Genomic DNA, 17366 nt, shown 5'->3' with positions numbered 1-17366 from the left:
CGGGAAATGGCATGAATGCCAAGGTTCGATAGGATCGTGCCATGCCCGATGTCCAGATCCGCACCCGGCGCCCCGAGCGGGTGGTCGTCCTGGCGCTCGACGGCGTCTACCCCTTCGAGCTGGGCATCCCCAGCCGGATCCTCGGCGCCGCCGACGGCCACTACGAGATCCTCACCTGCACGGTCGACGGCCGCCCGGTGCGCACCTGCGCCGACTTCACGATCGGTGTCGCGCACGGCCCGGAGATCCTCGACACGGCGGACACGGTGGTGGTCACCTCGATGCCGCCCGCGTACATCCCCGCCGAGCTGCCGGGCGAGGTCGCTTCGGCCCTCGCCCGGATCCGCCCGGACGCCAGGATCGTGTCGATCTGCACGGCCGCGTTCGTGCTCGCCGAGGCCGGCCTGCTCGACGGCCGCCGCGCGACCACCCACTGGCAGGTGGCCGAGCAGTTCCGCCGCCGCTTCCCCCGGGTGGACGTCGACCCGGAGGTCCTCTTCGTCGCCGACGGCCGCATCCTCACCTCGGCCGGAGCCGCCTCCGGCGTCGACATCTGCCTGCACATCGTCCGCACCGACCACGGCAGCGAACTGGCCAACTCCGTCGCCCGCCGCTGCGTCGTCCCACCGTTCCGGGACGGCGGCCAGGCCCAGTACATCGAGCAGCCGGTCCCCGAGAGCGGCGCGGCCAGCACGGCCGCGACCCGTGTCTGGGCCCTGGAGCGCCTGGACGAGCCGCTCACCCTCACCGACCTCGCCGGCCACGCCCGGATGAGCCTGCGCACCTTCGCCCGCCGCTTCAGCGACGAGGTCGGTCAGAGCCCCGGCCGCTGGTTGACCCAGCAGCGCGTCGCCCGCGCCCGGCACCTGCTGGAGTCCAGCGATCTGCCGGTGGACCGGATCGCCGGCGAGGTCGGCTTCGCCACCGGCGCCTCGCTGCGCCAGCATCTGCACGCCACGATCGGGGTGTCTCCCCAGGCGTACCGACGGACGTTCCAGCAGACCCGCTGAAACGCCGCGTCGGCCGCGACCGATCGGCTGCGACCGGGGGAGTCACTCGGCGCCGTACACCCGCTCACCCCCCACATAGGTGAGCGCCACGGCCGTGTTCGCGATCTCCTCCGGCGGTCCGGCGAACGGATCGCGGTCCAGCACCACCAGATCGGCGAGTGCCCCGGCGGCCACCCGGCCGCTGTCGTCCAGATGGTTCACGTACGCCGACCCGGCCGTGTACGCCCGCAGCGCGTCCGCGAGGCCGAGCCGCTCCTTCGGCAGGAACACCGCCGCGGTGCCGCCCGGTTCGACCCGGTTGACCGCGACATGGACGCCCTGCAGCGGATCGGGGCTGCTCACCGGCCAGTCGCTGCCCGCCGCGAGCCGCGCCCCCGAGCGCAGCAGCGCGCCGAACGGGTACTGCCAGGCGGCCCGTTCGGCGCCGAGGAACGGGATCGTCAGCTCGTCCATCTGCGGCTCGTGCGCGGCCCACAGCGGCTGGATGTTGGCCGTGGCGCCGAGCCGGGCGAAGCGCGGAACGTCGTCCGGGTGCACGACCTGCAGGTGCGCCAGGTGCGGCCGGGTGTCGCTCGGCCCGTTCGCGGCGCGGGCCGCCTCGACCGCGTCCAGCGCGTCGCGTACGGCCCGGTCGCCCAGCGCGTGGAAGTGGCACTGGAAGCCGAGGGCGTCCAACTCGGTGACGTACTCGGGCAGTCGGGCCCGGTCGATGAAGCTCTTGCCGCGGTTGGCGGTGGCGCACCCGCACCGGTCCAGATAGGGGTCGAGCAGTGCGGCCGTGTGGTTCTCGGCGACCCCGTCCAGCATCAGCTTCACCGTGCCCGCCCGGAACCGTCCGTGACTGAACGCGGCCCGCTTCTCGACGAGTTCGGGGATCTGCTCGGCCCCGCGCTCCCGGTCCCACCACAGCGCGCCCCGCACCCGCGCGGTCAGCGAGCCGTCAAGTGCCGCCGTGCGATACGCGTCGGCCGGGTCGTCCATGCCGAGGAAGTCGCCGACCAGGGCGTCCTGCCAGGCGGTGATGCCGAGCGCGTGCAGATGCCGCTGGGCGTGCAGCAGGGCGGCCAGCCGGTCGGCCGGGGTGGCCGGCGGGGTGAGCCGGCCGACCAGCCGCATCGCACCCTCCTGCAGCGTGCCGCTCGGCTCCCCGGAGGCGTCCCGCTCGATCCGCCCGTCGGCCGGGTCGGGTGTGTCCCGGTCGATGCCGGCCAGTCGAAGCGCCCGGCTGTTGACCCAGGCCCCGTGATGGTCCCGGTTCGGCAGATACACCGGACGGTCCGGCACCACCGCGTCGAGCAGCTCCTTGGTGGGCGTACCGCCGGCGAACGCCTCCATCGACCAGCCGCCGCCGAGGATCCACTCCCGCTCCGGGTGGGCGTCGGCGTACGCCCGTACGGCGGCGACGCTCTCCTCGGCCGTCACCCGGCCGGACAGATCGCACTGGGCCAGTTCCAGCCCCGCCGGCACGGGATGGACGTGCGCGTCCTGGAAGCCGGGCAGCAGCAGCCGCCCCGCGAGATCGACCACCTCCGTGCCCGGCCCGGCCAGGGCGCGCAGCTCGTCGCCGCCGACAGCGGTGACACGGTCCCCGGTGACGGCGACGGCGCTCGCGGTGCGGCCCTCGGGGGTGAGGACGGGGCCGCCGGTGAACAGCAGATCAGCGTGCATGATGTCTTTCCTGGTCGGTCAGTTGGAGGTGGTGAGCAACTCGGGCGAATCGGCGTCGGTGCCCGTGCCGGTGCGGAAGTACGGCGATCTGCGCACCCACTTGGCCCAGGCGGCGACCGCGAACCCGGAGGCGATCATCGCGAGCGGCATGAGCAGCAGGAACCAGCCGTTGTCCGCCCGGAGTTCCAGATGGTCGGCGGAGTCGTAGAAGGACCAGCCGAGGTAGCCGCCGAGCCCCAGCAGGGCCAGCGCGCTGAGTGTGGGCAGCACCACCGCCCGCACGCCCTGCCGCCAGTCCTCGCGCAGCAGGGCGCGAAAGCGCACGGCGGCCGCCAGCGCGGTGAGCGCGTAGGACAGGGCGACGACGATGCCGACGGCGTTCACGACCGCGTCGATCATGTCGGCGAGCCGCGGGATCACCAGCGCGCCCGCGGCCACCGCGATGGCCAGCGCCCCGATCAGCAGCGTCCCGGCCGCCGGCGTTCCGTACCGGGTACTGATCCTGGACCACACCGGTCCGAGAGTACGGTCCCGGCTCATCGCGAACATGCCGCGCGCCGTCGGGATGACCCCGGCCTGCAGCGAGGCCGTCGCCGAGAACATCAGGGCGACCAGCGGCAGCGCTGCCAGCGGCTGGTCGGCCAGCCGGTCCCCGTAGTACGCGAGCCCCTGCGCGCCGTGTCCCGCCAACTCCTGCTGGGACAGCACTCGTTGGAAGGCCAGTGAGCCGAGCAGGAACAGCCCGAGCATGGTGACCAGGGTGATGGTCCCGGCCCGGGAGGCGTCCCGGGGGTTGCGCACCTCCTCGTTGACGGTGAACGCGGCATCGAAACCCCAGTAGCAGAACACCGACAGCAGCAGGCCCTGCGCCAGCGCGGTCGCCGAGGGGATCGCGAACGGGTCGAACCAGGAGAGGCTGAAGGAGTGCGGTCCGGTGACGACGCCGTAGCCGCAGAACCCGAGCAGCACGACGTACTCGAAGGCCAGCAGCCCGGTCTGCAGCCGGGCCGCCGTACGCACTCCGGTCACGGCGGTCAGGGTGACCGCGACCAGGACGACGATCCCCACCGCCGTCGTCTGCGCGGTCGAGTCCGGATCGAGGCCGAGCGAGCCGATCCGATGCAGGCCCGCCTCCCCGGCCAGCTGCAGCAGCGCCGACCCGGTGACCGCCGTGGTGTACGCGAGGAAGGCCACGCTCGCCACGAAGTTCACCCAGCCGACCATGAAGCCGAGCCAGGGGCTGAGCGAACGGCCAACCCACACATAGCCGTTGCCCGCGTTCGGCTCCACGCGGTTCAGCCGCGAGTAGGCCCCGGCGATGCCGAGGACGGGCAGGAACGCCAGCAGCATGATGGCCGGCAGATGCGGGCCGACCACCCCCGCGGTCACCCCCAGCCCGATGCCGATGCTGGTGGTGGCGGCCGTGCTGGAGGCGGCGACGGCGACGCCGTCCACCACGCCCAGGGACTTGCGCAGCTCGGGCTGCGCGGGGGGATCCACTCCGAAAGGTCTGTCGCTCATGCCGGCTCTCCGCTCGCGCCGCGGGGGCCCCGGTCGGCCCCGATGACCGGACATGAAACTGCCGGGGTACTTAACAGGTCAACGGTGTTGTCGTAAGGTGCCGGGCACGGACCGGGCAGTGGTACGAACCAGGGAGGCCCCATGACCGACCGTGTCGTCCCGGCCGCCGCCCGGCAGCGGCGGCGTCCCACCAAGCAGGGCGTCGTGCTGTCCGAGGAGCTGATCGTCGCCACCGCCCTGCGGCTGATCGAGGAGCACGGCGCCGAAGCGCTCTCGGTGCGCCGCCTCGGCCGGGCGCTCGGTGCCGACCCCAGCTCCCTGTACCGGTACTTCCGGCACACGGACGATCTGATGCTGGCCATCGCCGACGAGCTGATCGGCCGCAACCTGCGCGTCTGGCGGACGACCGGCGACTGGGTGGCCGACCTGCGCGAACTCGGCCTGCGGATGCACGCCGGCGCGCTCGCGCACCCCCGGGCGGCGATGCTCAGTGCCCACCGCGTCACCGGGCGCGTCCATGAGATCCAGGCCGTGGAGAGCATGCTCGGCGTCCTGCGCGGGGCCGGGTTCCCGGATCCGGAGGCGGTGCGGATCTACCACGCGTTCGTCGACCAGGCTCTGGCCTTCGGAGCCCTGGACTCCGCGTGCACCGCCCTGCCGAGGTCCGCGCGCGAGGCCGAGGCGCAGGTGTGGCGCAGCACGTACGGCCGGCTGCCGGCCGGCACCCACCCGCACATCGCGGCCACCGCCCCCCACCTCGTCGCCACCATGCGCTCCAGCTCCTACCCGGCCGCCCTCGACCTGCTCCTGGCGGCCGCCAGGACACGCCTCGACCACCTGCGTGCGGGGATCGTGGAGTGACGGCCACACTGGACGGGATCCGTATCCCGAGGAGGCCTGCGCCATGACCCCACCGCCCGCCCGCAGCACCGCGGAGCGCCAGAAGGACACCCTCCACCGGCTGGAGCACGACGTCGACGTCTGGGTCGCCACCGCCGGCCCCGACGGCGGTGCTCCCTATCTCGTGCCGCTGTCCTTCGTGTGGGACGGCGCCACGCTGCTGATCGCCACCCCGGCCGAAAGCCCCACCGGCCGCAACCTCGTGGCCACCGGCCGGACCCGCCTCGGCCTCGGTCCCACGCGGGACGTCGTCCTGATCGAGGGCACCGTCCAGGCGGTGAGCCCGGAGGACCTCCCCGAGGAGGACGCCGAGGTCTTCGCCGGCCAGACCGGCTTCGACCCCCGCCGACTCGCCACCCGGTACCTGTATTTCAGAGTCCTCCCTCAGCGCGTCCAGGCCTGGCGCGAGGAGAACGAGCTGACCGGCCGGGAACTGATGCGCGACGGCACGTGGCTGCCCACCGGCTGACAACGGCCGTGCTGCCACGGGTTCGCGGGGCCGCGCTCCCGTGCGGCCACGGCCGCGTGGGTGTGCGTTCGGGGCCGACGGTCGACGTGCCGAAACAGCCGGATGTCCGCTTCCCTACGGGTGGAGCCGACCGGAAACCGCTGTCGGGCCGACTGGCCGGCGAGTGTTTCCGGCCGCCGGGAGACGCCTGGGACGGCGGTCGGCGGGCAGCGAAGAGCCCCGCCGCGACGGGGGAACGCGGCGGGGCCTGACGCACGGGTGCCCGCCTCGGGACGGGTTCACACCCGGCCGGCCCGGATTTCTCCGAAAGCCGGCCGGTCCTCGGCGTGAATCAGCTCTCGGCGAGGGGTTCCAGCACGAAGACCGGGATCTGTCGCGAGGTCTTCTCCTGGTACTCGGCGTACGGCGGATACGCGGCGACGGCCCGTTCCCACCACCGGGCCTTCTCCTCGCCGGTGACCTCACGGGCCCTCATGTCCTGTTTGAGCGGCCCGTCCTGCAGCTCGACATGCGGATCGGAGGTCACGTTGAAGTACCACACCGGGTGCTTGGGCGCGCCGCCCTGCGAGGCGACCACCGCGTACGACCCCTCGTGCTCCACCCGCATCAACGGCGTCTTGCGGATCTTTCCGCTCCGCGCGCCCCGCGTGGTCAGCACGACGACCGGCATCCCGGTGTCCAGGAGCGTCGTGCCCTTCGTCCCGCCGGAGTTCTCGTACAGTTCGACCTGCTCGCGCACCCACTGCGCAGGGCTGGGCTCGTACTCGCCCTCAAGTGGCATGGGATCGGTCCCCTTCGTCGGTCCAACACGTGTCCGTCACCGGCATTCAACACCGGAGACTCCACGGATCATCCGTACCCACAACCGGTTGGGTCGACCGGGTGACTCCTGCGTGGTCGTCGTGCGCGGTTCGGTGGCCCGTGTCCGTACCCCTTCGTCGCACAGGGAGCCGACCCGCCCGCGCACGCCGCGCTCCGGCCGGAATTCGTCCCTCCGGACGTACTTCTTCGGCCGGATCGCGAGGTTCACCCAACTGGCCGAACTTGGGGTCGCCCCATAGGTGCCTGAGGCATCTAATGAAGATCGGCACGATGCACTTCTTCGTCTGCGAGGTCTTCCCATGACGGATCTGACGGACATCACCGGCCCGGCGGACCAGGCCGATCCCGTCGCCTTCCCGCAGGACCGCACCTGCCCCTACCACCCGCCCACCGGATACCAGCCCCTGCGCGACGGGCGTCCCCTGTCCCGCGTCACCCTGTTCGACGGCCGCGAGGTCTGGGTCGTCACCGCACACGCCACCGCCCGCGCCCTGCTCTCCGATCCCCGGCTTTCCAGCAACCGCCTCCACCCCGACTTCCCCGTGCCCACCGAACGCTTCGCCGGTGTCCGCGACCGTCAAGTGGCCCTGCTCGGGCAGGACGATCCCGAACACCACCGGCAGCGGCGGATGATGATCCCGTCGTTCACCGTCAAACGCGCGACCGAGCTGCGCCCCTGGATCCAGCGGACCGTGGACGCGCTGCTGGACGCGATGATCGCCCAGGGGCCGCCCGCCGAGCTGGTCTCCGCCTTCGCGCTGCCCGTGCCGTCGATGGTGATCTGCGGCCTGCTCGGAGTGCCGTACGCCGACCACGAGTTCTTCGAGGAGCAGACCCGTCGGCTGCTGCGCGGCCGCACGGCAGCCGAGGCCCGCGGCGCCCGCGACCGCCTGGAGGAGTACCTCGGAGGGCTGATCGACGACAAGGCGCGACAGGGCGACCCGGGCGACGGCATCCTCGACGAGCTGGTCCGCAACCAACTGCGCGACGGCACCCTGGACCGCGCCGAAATCGTGTCGCTGGCCATCATCCTGCTGGTCGCGGGCCATGAGACGACCGCCAACATGATCTCCCTCGGCACCTACACCCTGCTCCGGCACCCCGACCGGCTGGCCGAGCTGCGCGCCGACCCGACGCTGCTGCCCGCCGCCGTCGAGGAGCTGATGCGGATGCTGTCCATCGCGGAGGGCATGCAGCGGGTGGCGCTGGAGGACATCGAGATCGCCGGCGCCACGATCCGGGCCGGCGAGGGCGTGCTCTTCTCGACCTCCGTGATCAACCGCGATCCGGACCGGTACGAGGAACCCGACACCCTGGACTTCCACCGCTCCGCCCGCCACCACGTGGCGTTCGGCTTCGGGATCCACCAGTGCCTCGGGCAGAACCTGGCCCGTGCGGAGCTGGAGATCGCCCTGGGCAGCCTGCTGGCCCGGCTGCCGGGGCTGCGCCTCGCCGTTCCGGCCGACGAGGTGCGCTTCAAACCCGGCGACACGATCCAGGGGATGCTGGAACTCCCCGTGACCTGGTAAGAGGCTCTGCTCATGCACATCGACATCGACAAGGACGTCTGTATCGGCGCGGGCCAGTGCGCCCTGGCCGCGCCGGGCGTCTTCACCCAGGACGACGACGGCTTCAGTGCCCTGCTGCCCGGACGCGAGGACGGCGCGGGCGACCCGATGGTCCGGGAGGCGGCCCGCGCCTGCCCGGTGAGCGCGATCAGGCTGTCGGGGCCGGCCGGCTGAGCCCACCGCGGCCGGCGGCCGCCATCAGTGTCCGCGCCGCCTCGCGGGCCTCGGCCGCCGGCCGGGTGCTCCCGGTGATCCCCGCCGTCACCATGGCTCCCTCGGCGAGCAGGAACAGGGGCCCGGCGAGCGAGGCGGGCAGGCGGGCGTCGTCCACGAGCGCGGCGAGACAGTCCCGGAACGCCTCCTTGTGGGCGCGCACCTGCTCGGTCACCAGGGCCGAGGTGGCCCCCAGTTCGCCATGGGCGTTGATCCAGGCGCAGCCGCGGAAGCCGGCCTCGCCGAACCACTCCTCCAGCCAGTCGAACACGGCCGGGATCCGCTCCCGCGCATCCCGCTGCCGCGCCACGTGCGCGGCGAGACGCCCGCGCCAGCGCTCGTCCCGCCGCGCCAGATAGGCCGCGACCAGCTGCTCCTTGGCGGGGAAGAGCTGGTACAGACGCTTGAGCGAGACGCCCGAGGCGCCGCGCAGTTCGTCCATGCCCACGCACTGGACACCACGGGCGTAGAACAGCTCCTCTGCGGCGTCGAGCGCCCGGTCCCGGGCGGCGGCGCTGTCCATCGGCGACACCATCACTCCTCGATGCGTTCCTTGGCGGATGCGTTCCTTGACGAGAGAACGAGCGTTCTCCTACCGTAGCAGCCGCGTGGAGAACGCTCGTTCTCCGCTGTCGCACGAATCCAGGAGGAGACCATGGCCGACCGCCCGCCCCTGCCGCCGTTCACCCGCGAGAGCGCCGCACAGAAGGTCCAGGCGGCCGAGGACGCCTGGAACACCCGAGACCCCCGCAGGGTGGCGCTCGCCTACTCCGAGGACTCGGTCTGGCGCAACCGCGACACCTTCGTCACCGGCCGCGCCGAGATCGTCGCGTTCCTCACCGGCAAGTGGCAGCGCGAGCTGGAGTACGCCCTGCGCAAGGACCTGTGGGCCTTCGACGGCAACCGCATCGCCGTCCGCTTCCAGTACGAGTCCCGGGACACCGAAGGCCAGTGGTGGCGCTCCTACGGCAACGAGCTGTGGGAGTTCGACGAGCACGGCCTGATGACCCGGCGGGAGGCCTGCATCAACGACGTGCCCATCGAGGAGAAGCAGCGCCGCATCCACGGGCCACGCCCGGAGGCCGAGCGAGGGGCGACCTTCCCTCTTCGGTAGGGATTCCGCTTCAGTAGGGTGCCCGGATGACCGAACAGGCCCAGAAGCCCTTCCTCTACGTCGTCGTGTGCGCGGCCGGGATCGCCGCGGACGTCGGCAGGCTGATCAGTGCCGCCCAGGAACGGCACTGGGACGTCGGCGTCATCGCCACACCGGTCGCCATGGGCGGCTTCTTCGACACCGCGGCCGTGGAGGCGCGGACGGGACGCCCCGTCCGCTCGGCCTGGCGGACACCGGCCGACCCCCGCCCCTTCCCGCCGCCGGACGCCGTCGTGGTGGCGCCCGCCACCTTCAACACCGTCAACAAGTGGGCGGCCGGCATCGCCGACACCCTCGCCCTCGGGACCCTGTGCGAGGCGGCGGGTCTGGACGTGCCGATCGCCGTCCTGCCCTGTGTCGCCGGTGCGCTGGCCGCCCATCCCGCCTACCGGGACAGCCTGGAGCGGCTGCGCGGGATGGGCGTCCGCTTCGGCGACGCGTACACCGGCGAGGACCGACCGGACGGCGGCCGGCCGGACTTCGCGTGGGAGCGGGCGCTCGATCTCCTCTAGCTGCAGGTGAGCGTGGGACCCGCCAGCATGTTCCCGGTGAACATGTCCTGCCCCTTGGGCACCCAGTAGCCGAGCTTGGAGACCACCGTGGAACACTTCGACCCCACGGTGTAGTCGATCTTGAGCTTCTCCGGGTGGCCGGGCTGCAGTTCGGTCACCGTGCAGTCCAGGGAGTGCGCCAGCCGGGCCTTCGCCGGGTACCGGCCCACCAGCGGGTTGACGCAGCGCTTGTCGTCCGTGGCGATCCGCAGACCGGTGCCCTCCTCGCCGATCATCCCCAGCCGCGCGTTGCCGTCGCCGTCCTCGCTGTCCCGGCGGATCGTGTAGGTCACGGTGGTCGTGGCATCGCGGCGCAGCACGGTCCGGTCCACGGTGACGGCGTGCGTGACCTTCGCCTTCGGCGCGGTCAGCGACACGGTGGCCTGCACCGTGCCCTTCAGGTCCAGGCCCGCGGGCGTCGACCGTACATGCACGGTGGCGCTGAGGTCGTAGGTGCCCGGACCCGGGTACAGGCCCGAGCCGGGCAGCGCACCGGTGCCCAGGGTCTTGCCGGACTTGCGGGCCGTCCAGGTGCCCTCGGTGCGACAGGCGTAACGGACCCGGGTGCGGCCGATCCGGCAGGTGGCCGGGGCCGTGATGCTGAATCTCGGGGAGCCGGTGTCCGCGCACAGGCTGACATCGGCCCGCTCACCGTGCGCACCGTGCAGTGTGCCGGCGAGTGCGCACAGCGTGGCCGGAGTCTCCGGCGCCGGCGCGGCAGCGGGTTGTCCCCAGGCGGGGGTGACGAAGGCCAGCGGCAGCAGTGCTGCTCCGGCCAGGGTTCTCAGGGTGGTGGGGCGAGACGGCACCGCGTATCCTCCGGGCGGCCGAGACCGGCCGGACGCCGGTCGTCTGCGCCGAGGATGAGTCGACAGTACGACGATCCGCCGTTCCCACGCCGGTTGGTCACCTGAGGGCAGCAATGCCCAACGCCCGGACGGCAGCGCCCCGACGGGGTGCGAGGCGCCGGCGATACGGGCGGGCGAGAGCGATCAGGCCGACGCGTCGGCCGCCCGGCGGCACCGGGGGCGCGCACGGCCCGGCGCTCAGCGCACGGCGCGGACGTACCCCTTGTCGCCCGGCGTGGACACGTCCCGGTCCCGGCGGACGATGCTCAGCCGGTCGCCCCAGTGGGCGAGCGCCGAGCGCAGACCGGACGCGGTGTACTCGATGTCCACGACCCGGTCGTCGAACGCCTTCGCGTAGACCCCGCACTCGTCGTACTGCCCGCACTCCTCCGTCACCGCGAAGTCCAGCCCGGCCCGCTCGCGTACGCCGGCCAGGTCGGCGGTGTTCTTCTGCGCGATGGCCAGGTGCCGGGCGTGCGCGTGCCGGGACAGCAGGGTCATGAACGCGGTCGCGTCGGCCGCGGTGAGCAGATGGCGGGAGCGGGTGTAGCTGTCGTAGTTGTCCGGCTCGACGGCGTCGAAGCCCTTCTTCGCGCAGCCGTCGATCCATTCGCCGACGTGCCGCGCCACCCGCTCCCGCTTGGCCGGGGTGCCGATGTCCAGCAGGGCCTCGTTCCAGTCCTCGTCGATGACGGCCTTGCCGTGCGCGTCGCGCAGCAGCAGATCGGCCGGCCAGGAGGAACGCTCCTCGGGCTGGGCCTGGAAGGCGTTGACGTAGCAGATGTTGTACAGGCCGGGCGCGGGGGAGTCGGAGCGGTCGCGGCTGACGATCCGCACGCCCTTCGGCGGGGGGTAGGCGCCGCCGATCTGGTAGTCGAAGCCGGCGCCGCGCGGGGGCAGCCGCACCGCGGTGGGCTGCGACGCGCCGGTCCCCTTGCTGTTCCTGCCACCGAGGTCGTCGGAGCCGCCGGAGCCGCCCGAGTCGCAGCCGGCCAGCGCCGAAAGAGTGATGGTCAGGGCCACTGCCAGGGCGCCTGCGGTCCTTCGGGAACCCGCGGCGCGGAGAACACCCTTGGGGGGCAAGTCCGCTCCATCCTGCCCACGCCGGGCGGCGCGGCACGTGTCAGGATCAAACCGTCCAAGCTCTTCGGCCGTCAAGTCGGTGCCGGGCCAGGTCGTAGGCTCGTCGGTGACCATCGTCCCGAAGGCAGGAGCAGCAACGATGCAGTACGTGAAGCTCGGTTCGACGGGCCTGGACGTGTCGCGGATCTGTCTGGGCTGCATGACCTACGGCCTGCCCGACCGCGGCGTCCACGAGTGGACCCTCGACGAGGAGGCGTCCCGGCCGCTCATCCGGCAGGCGCTGGAGGCGGGCATCAACTTCTTCGACACCGCCAACATCTACTCGGACGGCACCAGCGAGGAGATCGTCGGCAAGGCGCTGCGCGACTTCGCCGACCGCGACGAGATCGTGCTGGCCACCAAGCTGAACGGCCGGATGCGGCCGGGACCCAACGGGGCCGGGCTGTCCCGCAAGGCCGTCATGACCGAGATCGACCACAGCCTGCGCCGCCTCGGCACCGACTACGTCGACCTCTACCAGATCCACCGCTACGACCGCACGACCCCCGTCGAGGAGACGATGGAGGCGCTGCACGACCTGGTCAAGGCGGGCAAGGTCCGCTACATCGGGGCGAGTTCGATGTACGCGTGGGAGTTCTCCAAGCTGCAGCACACGGCCGAGCGGCACGGCTGGACCAAGTTCGTGTCCATGCAGAACCACTACAACCTCCTCTACCGCGAGGAGGAGCGGGAGATGCTGCCGCTCTGCGCGGACCAGGGCGTGGGCGCGCTGCCCTGGAGCCCGCTCGCCCGGGGCCGGCTCACCCGCGACTGGGGCACGGTCACCGAGCGCAGTGCCAACGACAACTTCGGCGGCCGTCTGTACCTGGAGGGCGACCGCTCGATCGTCGAAGCCGTCACCCGCATCGCAAGCGACCGGGGCGTGCCCCGCGCCCAGGTGGCCCTCGCCTGGCTGCTGCACAAGGGCACGGTGGCGGCACCGATCGTGGGCGCCGCCAAACCGCACCACATCGAGGACGCGGTGGCCGCGGTCGAACTGGAACTGACCGAGAAGGAGATCGAGGAACTGGAGCAGCCCTACACTCCCCGTGCGGTCAGCGGTCACTAGTAGCGCTTCCGTGCGGTACGAACTCCGTGCCGCACGGCCCCGCCCCCTCGCTGTGCGCCAGGGGCACCCGCTCACCGGACATGCCGAGCGTGCGGTAGTACGCCCCGATCCGCTCGGCCGAACGGCCCACGTAGTGCCCGATGAACGAGCGCCGGAAGCGGTCGGCGGAGCGGTTGGGGCCGGAGCCGTGCACCAGGCTGCCGTTGAAGAACAGCACGTCGCCCGGTGCCAGATCCACCGGCACCGGCACGAGCCCGGGCGGCGGCGGGACGTACTCGCGGGCGAACGACAGCCCCTCGTCGGCGCGTTCGGGGCAGAACAGGTCCATCCGGTGGGTGCCCGGTACGACCTCCAGACCGCCGTTGTCCCGGTCGATCGGCTCGCAGGCCAGCCACGCCGCCACACAGGTGCCCGGTTCGACCCGCAGATAGAAGTTGTCCTGGTGCAGCGCCTGCCCGCGCGCACCCGGCGGCTTGAAGTAGAACATGCTCTGCGCGGCCAGCACCTCCTCGCCGAACAGCACTTCCAGCACCGCCCGCAGTCGGACGTCCAGCAGGAACTCCCGGGCGACGGCGTTGAACTCGTGCGGCTGCATCACCCGGGGGCAGCGGCGCAGCGGGTCGGGGTCGGCCGGGCGCGGCGCGAAGTGCCCCGGCACCGGGCCGGCCGCGAGCAGCGCGGCGAACTCGGCGCACAGCCGCTCGGTCTCGGCCGGGCCGAACAGCCCCCGTACGACGGTGAATCCGTCCTCCTCGAACCCCTGCCGCAGTGCCTCGGGCAGGATGGCGTCAATGTCCCTGGCCGTCATGTTCCGCTCCCGCGCTCGTCGGATCCGCTGCTCACGCACCTGCCACGCTAGGCGGACCCGACCGACGGGAGGATGCCTGTGCGTGCTGACGACCTGCCCGTGACGGCTGCCGCCGACCCGTCCCCGCCGCCCGGACTGGTGGTGACCGGCCGTTACGACCAGCGGCCGGGCTACGGAGTGAACCGGCCCCGGGGCGCGGACAGCTGGCTGTTCACCTTCACTCTGGGCGGATGCGGCCTGCTCCGTCAGGGCGGTGCCCGGGCCCGGGCCGGCGCCGGGGAACTGGTGGTGCTCGCCCCGGGCACCGCCCACCGCTACACCGTCGCGCCCGGCGCCGAGCGCTGGCGGTTCTGGTGGACGCACTGCCAGGCCCGCCCGTCCTGGACCCCCTGGCTCGCCCCCCACGCCGTGTCCGACGGCCTGTACGCCGTGCCGTCCGTGCCGGATGCCCTGCGCGGACGGATCGACGCGGCGTTCGCCCGGATGCTCGCCGATGCCCGCGGACCGGCAAAGGGCGCCCCACGGGCGCCGGACCCGGTGGTCGTGGCGCAGGGCGGCCTGGCGCGGGAACTGGCCCTGTGCGCACTGGAGGAGGTGGTCCTGCTCGCCGCGGGCGGCGCCCGGACACCGTCGGCCGCACCGGACCGGACACGGGTGCCGGCGCCGGATGCCGACGCCCGGGTGCGCCGTGCCGAGGAGCTGATCGCCGCCGACCCCGGTGCCGCGCACACGGTCCGCTCGCTCGCCGAGAGCGTCGCGCTGTCCCCGTCCCGGTTCGCGCACCTGTTCACCCTGTGCACCGGCCGGTCCCCGATGCGCGCCCTGCGCGATGCCCGGCTGCGGCACGCGGCCCGGCTGCTGGAGGCCACCGACCTGACGGTGGAGCGGGTCGCCGCGGCCTCCGGATTCGGCAGCCCTTTCCACTTCGGCCGGGTCTTCCGGGAACGCTACGGAGTGCCGCCCGGCGCCTACCGGGCGGGCGAACGGCGGTCATGGGAAGAAATGGATTCACCTGAATCCGAGTCAATAGCGAAGCCGTCCGCACATGATTGTCGATAATCGAGATTTCTCTTGTTCAGACGTGTGCGGCTGTGCAAAAGTGTGCGCTGTCGGCGCGCAGGAAAATCGCATTTCCCGCTGGGTGCGCCAGGCCGCTCCCCGTACACCCCCCACGCTTCAAAAGAGCCTCCTCAGGTGGACGTTCGAGCAGCCCCACCGCTCTTCCATACTGTTTGGTATGGACTAATTCCGTTATCACGTCTGGAGGAATGCAGCCGTGAATGAGGCAGGCCTGTCGGACGAACAGCTGAGTGCCGAGCTGAAGAAGTGGACGGGAGGAACGCCGGCACTCCATCCCGTCGGTGAACTCCTCGACCGGCACTGGGAAGCGGCCTTCGCCTACGCCCGGTTGTGCACGGACGGGACACGCGCCGCCGGCATGCTCACCACCGCCGCCTTCACCCGGCTCTTCGGCCAATCGCTGCGGCAGGCCGGTCCGACCGCCGCCTGGCGGCCCCAAGTGCTGGTCGCCGTACGCCGTATCGCCGCCGAGTGGGACACCGACGGGCGCCGGGACCTCCTCCACCCCCGGCTGCGGTCCGGCGACGCCGGTGAGCGTGCCGCCGCCCGGCTGCTGCCCCCGCCCGGCCGGCGCCAGCTCTCCCGCGCCTTCCAGCGGGTGCCCCAGACCAGCCGTGCCGTGCTGTGGCACACCGAGGTCGAGGCCGAACCGCTCGCCGTACCCGCCGCCCTGCTCGGCCTGGACGAGGGGGACGCACGTGTCGAGCTGAGCCGGGCCAGGGAACGGCTGCGCGAGGAGTGCCTGCAGGTCCACCGGGAACTCGCCCCCGAGGCCGAGTGCCGACGCTATCTGCGCATGCTCGACGTCACGTTCCGGCGCGGCGGCGCCGACATCGACCCGGATCTGCGCGGGCACCTGGCCGGTTGCGGCCACTGCAGCCGGACCGCGGACCAACTCGCCGCGTTCGGCGCGGGACTCGGGCTCGCGCTCGCCGAGGCCGTCCTCGGCTGGGGCGCCCGCGCCTACCTGGAGTCCCGGGCGAGCCGCGCCGAGCCGTCGGCGGAACCGGCACCGCACGCCCCGACCGCCGCACCCCCGCCCGGCGAGGCCGCGCCCACCGCCGAGACGCCGTACCGGCGCGGCTCCGGCCTGTTCACGCGCCGGACCCGCTCCGCCGGAGCGAACGGCGCGGACCCCGCCGAGACCGTCGCACCCGGCCGCTCGCCCCGCCGGGCCGCCCGCGCCCGCCGAACTGCCCGGCGCCGCCATCTCGCCCTGGCCGTCGCCACGGTGAGCACGCTCGTCGTGGTGCCACTGGTGCTGTGGTCGGCGCTCGGCTCGGGCGACGGCGCGGCCCCGGCAGGCCGCGGCGCGTCCTCGCCGACGCCGGGCAAGGGCACCAGGAGCGCCTCCTGGGCCGGTGCGGGCAAGGCCGCCCAGGGCGCCGTGCGCGGCCGGCTGCACCATCTCGCCTCCGGACTGTGCATCGACGTCGTCGGGAAGAAGGCCGTCGAGGGCGCCGAGACCGAACTCGCGCCCTGCTCCGCGACACCGAGCCAGCAGTGGACGTACGAGACCGACGGACGCCTGCGCAGTTCCGCCGCGCCCGACCTGTGCCTGGACTCCCACCTCGGCTACTCGGTCCGCCTCGCCCCCTGCTCGGCCACCGGAACGGCCGCGAGGGACATCCGCTACGACTTCACCCTCCAGGGCGCCCTGATACCCCGCTGGAACCAGGACCTGGCCCTCACTCCGGCCGCCACCGACGGTTCCGGCGCCCTGGTCCTGAAGAACCGGACCACCGGCGACACCCAGCGCTGGACCGTCGACACCGCCAAGCCCGAGCTGCAGATGCAGAACGTCAACTGGGGCAGCGACAGCACCCCGTCACCGACCACCGGCGCCCACCGGACGCCCCCCGAGGCGCGGGCCACCCCCAGGAAGGCCCGGACCACCCCCGCACCGTCCCCGACACCCACGCACACGGCGCCCGCCCCGACGCCCACGCCGTCCGCCACGTCCGACCCCTGCTCCGCGTACCCGCACTACTGCGCGGACGGCGGCGGCTACGACGGTGGCGGGTACGGCGGCGGGCGCCACCGCCGCTGAGTCAGGGGTGGTGCGGCGGTGGCGGGATCGTGCCGAGTCCCGGCGCCGCCTCCGGCCACACCAGCAGGACCGGGCAGGGCGCATGGTCGACGGCGAACCGGGCCGCCGGGCCGAGGCTCTTCGGCCCGAGCCGCGACCGGTCACCGTCCCGGGCCAGCACCAGCAGATCGGCGCCCTCGGCGGCGGCCACCACCTCCCGCTCGACCCGGCCCGACCGCTCCTCGCGCACACAGGGCCGGCCCAGGCGCTCCGCGGCCGCGGCCAGCAGCTCGGCCGCCGAACTCCCGCCGAGCCTCTCGACAAGGTCACCGGGATCGCGCTCCACGGCCCCGCGCCCGAGGAGCCCCGCGAACGCGCCGTGCGCCAGCCCCGGCACCTGCTCCCCGCCGACATGCAGCAGGACCACCTCCGCGCCGTCCGGCGCGTGGCCGCGCACCGCGTCCACACAGGCGGGCCAGGTGCCCTCGACGAGCCAGGCGATCACCCGCATCCGGTCGGCCTCCCTCGGTGCCCG

General features: G+C 72.9%; 18 protein-coding genes. 10 read left to right on the top strand and 8 right to left on the bottom strand.

From position 1 onward, the window contains the following. Positions 1 to 41: 41 nt before the first annotated feature. Entirely contained in the window at positions 42 to 1010 is a 969-nt protein-coding gene (locus AQI95_RS37020) for a GlxA family transcriptional regulator (protein WP_067134631.1), read from the top strand. Positions 1011 to 1052: 42 nt separating this feature from the next. Here the strand turns inward: AQI95_RS37020 and AQI95_RS37015 are convergent, their stop codons facing one another. Continuing rightward, the gene (locus AQI95_RS37015; protein ID WP_067134629.1) at positions 1053 to 2678 is read right to left on the bottom strand and encodes an amidohydrolase; all 1626 of its coding nucleotides are present in this window, start codon (positions 2676 to 2678) and stop codon (positions 1053 to 1055) included. A gap of 18 nt (positions 2679 to 2696) precedes the next feature. After that, the gene (locus tag AQI95_RS37010; RefSeq protein WP_067134627.1) at positions 2697 to 4199 is read right to left on the bottom strand and encodes an APC family permease; all 1503 of its coding nucleotides are present in this window, start codon (positions 4197 to 4199) and stop codon (positions 2697 to 2699) included. A gap of 141 nt (positions 4200 to 4340) precedes the next feature. On the opposite strand from AQI95_RS37010, the gene AQI95_RS37005 reads away from it, so the two are divergent. Continuing rightward, positions 4341 to 5060, top strand: a complete 720-nt coding sequence (locus AQI95_RS37005; RefSeq protein ID WP_067134625.1) for a TetR family transcriptional regulator — start codon at positions 4341 to 4343, stop codon at positions 5058 to 5060. Positions 5061 to 5103: 43 nt separating this feature from the next. Next, entirely contained in the window at positions 5104 to 5568 is a 465-nt protein-coding gene (locus tag AQI95_RS37000) for a pyridoxamine 5'-phosphate oxidase family protein (RefSeq protein WP_067134623.1), read from the top strand. 331 nt (positions 5569 to 5899) lie between these two features. On the opposite strand, the gene AQI95_RS36995 is transcribed toward AQI95_RS37000, so the two are convergent. After that, positions 5900 to 6349 carry a nitroreductase family deazaflavin-dependent oxidoreductase gene (locus AQI95_RS36995; RefSeq protein ID WP_067134621.1) on the bottom strand — a complete coding sequence of 150 codons (450 nt, stop codon included), beginning with the start codon at positions 6347 to 6349 and terminating at the stop codon, positions 5900 to 5902. A 340-nt stretch (positions 6350 to 6689) separates the two neighbouring features. Here AQI95_RS36995 and AQI95_RS36990 point away from each other — a divergent pair, with 340 nt between their 5' ends. Together AQI95_RS36990 and AQI95_RS36985 are read left to right on the top strand one after the other, a co-directional pair. Beyond that, complete coding sequence (locus AQI95_RS36990) at positions 6690 to 7919, top strand: cytochrome P450 (protein ID WP_067134616.1); 1230 nt, start codon at positions 6690 to 6692, stop codon at positions 7917 to 7919. A gap of 12 nt (positions 7920 to 7931) precedes the next feature. Next, the gene (locus AQI95_RS36985; protein WP_067134614.1) at positions 7932 to 8132 is read left to right on the top strand and encodes a ferredoxin; all 201 of its coding nucleotides are present in this window, start codon (positions 7932 to 7934) and stop codon (positions 8130 to 8132) included. Here AQI95_RS36985 and AQI95_RS36980 read toward each other — a convergent pair. Then, positions 8107 to 8694, bottom strand: a complete 588-nt coding sequence (locus tag AQI95_RS36980) for a TetR/AcrR family transcriptional regulator (protein ID WP_067134746.1) — start codon at positions 8692 to 8694, stop codon at positions 8107 to 8109. The two genes, AQI95_RS36985 and AQI95_RS36980, sit on opposite strands and share 26 nt — an antisense overlap. 132 nt (positions 8695 to 8826) lie before the next feature. On the opposite strand from AQI95_RS36980, the gene AQI95_RS36975 reads away from it, so the two are divergent. Together AQI95_RS36975 and AQI95_RS36970 are read left to right on the top strand one after the other, a co-directional pair. Then, positions 8827 to 9285, top strand: a complete 459-nt coding sequence (locus AQI95_RS36975; protein WP_067134612.1) for a nuclear transport factor 2 family protein — start codon at positions 8827 to 8829, stop codon at positions 9283 to 9285. A 26-nt stretch (positions 9286 to 9311) separates the two neighbouring features. Continuing rightward, positions 9312 to 9836: a flavoprotein gene (locus tag AQI95_RS36970; RefSeq protein ID WP_067134610.1), complete on the top strand. Its 525-nt coding sequence runs from the start codon at positions 9312 to 9314 to the stop codon at positions 9834 to 9836. On the opposite strand, the gene AQI95_RS36965 is transcribed toward AQI95_RS36970, so the two are convergent. Then, a complete protein-coding gene (locus AQI95_RS36965; RefSeq protein ID WP_067134608.1) occupies positions 9833 to 10684 on the bottom strand; it encodes a hypothetical protein in 852 nt (283 codons plus the stop codon). The two genes, AQI95_RS36970 and AQI95_RS36965, sit on opposite strands and share 4 nt — an antisense overlap. 237 nt (positions 10685 to 10921) lie before the next feature. Next, positions 10922 to 11746: an endo alpha-1,4 polygalactosaminidase gene (locus AQI95_RS36960; protein ID WP_425264948.1), complete on the bottom strand. Its 825-nt coding sequence runs from the start codon at positions 11744 to 11746 to the stop codon at positions 10922 to 10924. 199 nt (positions 11747 to 11945) lie between these two features. Here AQI95_RS36960 and AQI95_RS36955 point away from each other — a divergent pair, with 199 nt between their 5' ends. After that, the gene (locus AQI95_RS36955; protein ID WP_067134604.1) at positions 11946 to 12914 is read left to right on the top strand and encodes an aldo/keto reductase; all 969 of its coding nucleotides are present in this window, start codon (positions 11946 to 11948) and stop codon (positions 12912 to 12914) included. Here AQI95_RS36955 and AQI95_RS36950 read toward each other — a convergent pair. Then, positions 12901 to 13722 carry a phytanoyl-CoA dioxygenase family protein gene (locus AQI95_RS36950; protein ID WP_067134602.1) on the bottom strand — a complete coding sequence of 274 codons (822 nt, stop codon included), beginning with the start codon at positions 13720 to 13722 and terminating at the stop codon, positions 12901 to 12903. The two genes, AQI95_RS36955 and AQI95_RS36950, sit on opposite strands and share 14 nt — an antisense overlap. 72 nt (positions 13723 to 13794) lie before the next feature. Here AQI95_RS36950 and AQI95_RS36945 point away from each other — a divergent pair, with 72 nt between their 5' ends. Both AQI95_RS36945 and AQI95_RS36940 read left to right on the top strand, forming a co-directional pair. Then, positions 13795 to 14781, top strand: a complete 987-nt coding sequence (locus AQI95_RS36945) for a helix-turn-helix domain-containing protein (RefSeq protein ID WP_079071777.1) — start codon at positions 13795 to 13797, stop codon at positions 14779 to 14781. A gap of 217 nt (positions 14782 to 14998) precedes the next feature. Further along, positions 14999 to 16852, top strand: a complete 1854-nt coding sequence (locus tag AQI95_RS36940) for a ricin-type beta-trefoil lectin domain protein (RefSeq protein WP_067134601.1) — start codon at positions 14999 to 15001, stop codon at positions 16850 to 16852. A gap of 1 nt (position 16853) precedes the next feature. Here the strand turns inward: AQI95_RS36940 and AQI95_RS36935 are convergent, their stop codons facing one another. Then, a complete protein-coding gene (locus AQI95_RS36935; protein WP_067134600.1) occupies positions 16854 to 17342 on the bottom strand; it encodes a universal stress protein in 489 nt (162 codons plus the stop codon). Between the last annotated feature and the right edge of the window lie 24 nt (positions 17343 to 17366).

The organism is Streptomyces yokosukanensis, from assembly GCF_001514035.1.
Lineage (GTDB): Bacteria > Actinomycetota > Actinomycetes > Streptomycetales > Streptomycetaceae > Streptomyces > Streptomyces yokosukanensis.
This window is presented reverse-complemented; position numbering and strand designations above follow the sequence as displayed.

Bases quoted from the DNA above. Each gene is read 5' to 3' on its own strand.
- AQI95_RS36975 (WP_067134612.1), top strand. From the start codon at position 8,827: ATGGCCGACCGCCCGCCCCTGCCGCCGTTCACCCGCGAGAGCGCCGCA.
- AQI95_RS37010 (WP_067134627.1), bottom strand. From the start codon at position 4,199: ATGAGCGACAGACCTTTCGGAGTGGATCCCCCCGCGCAGCCCGAGCTG.
- AQI95_RS36985 (WP_067134614.1), top strand. From the start codon at position 7,932: ATGCACATCGACATCGACAAGGACGTCTGTATCGGCGCGGGCCAGTGC.
- AQI95_RS36945 (WP_079071777.1), top strand. From the start codon at position 13,795: ATGCCTGTGCGTGCTGACGACCTGCCCGTGACGGCTGCCGCCGACCCG.
- AQI95_RS36950 (WP_067134602.1), bottom strand. From the start codon at position 13,722: ATGACGGCCAGGGACATTGACGCCATCCTGCCCGAGGCACTGCGGCAG.
- AQI95_RS36970 (WP_067134610.1), top strand. From the start codon at position 9,312: ATGACCGAACAGGCCCAGAAGCCCTTCCTCTACGTCGTCGTGTGCGCG.
- AQI95_RS36935 (WP_067134600.1), bottom strand. From the start codon at position 17,342: ATGCGGGTGATCGCCTGGCTCGTCGAGGGCACCTGGCCCGCCTGTGTG.
- AQI95_RS37000 (WP_067134623.1), top strand. From the start codon at position 5,104: ATGACCCCACCGCCCGCCCGCAGCACCGCGGAGCGCCAGAAGGACACC.
- AQI95_RS37005 (WP_067134625.1), top strand. From the start codon at position 4,341: ATGACCGACCGTGTCGTCCCGGCCGCCGCCCGGCAGCGGCGGCGTCCC.
- AQI95_RS36995 (WP_067134621.1), bottom strand. From the start codon at position 6,349: ATGCCACTTGAGGGCGAGTACGAGCCCAGCCCTGCGCAGTGGGTGCGC.
- AQI95_RS37020 (WP_067134631.1), top strand. From the start codon at position 42: ATGCCCGATGTCCAGATCCGCACCCGGCGCCCCGAGCGGGTGGTCGTC.
- AQI95_RS36980 (WP_067134746.1), bottom strand. From the start codon at position 8,694: ATGGACAGCGCCGCCGCCCGGGACCGGGCGCTCGACGCCGCAGAGGAG.
- AQI95_RS36990 (WP_067134616.1), top strand. From the start codon at position 6,690: ATGACGGATCTGACGGACATCACCGGCCCGGCGGACCAGGCCGATCCC.
- AQI95_RS37015 (WP_067134629.1), bottom strand. From the start codon at position 2,678: ATGCACGCTGATCTGCTGTTCACCGGCGGCCCCGTCCTCACCCCCGAG.
- AQI95_RS36955 (WP_067134604.1), top strand. From the start codon at position 11,946: ATGCAGTACGTGAAGCTCGGTTCGACGGGCCTGGACGTGTCGCGGATC.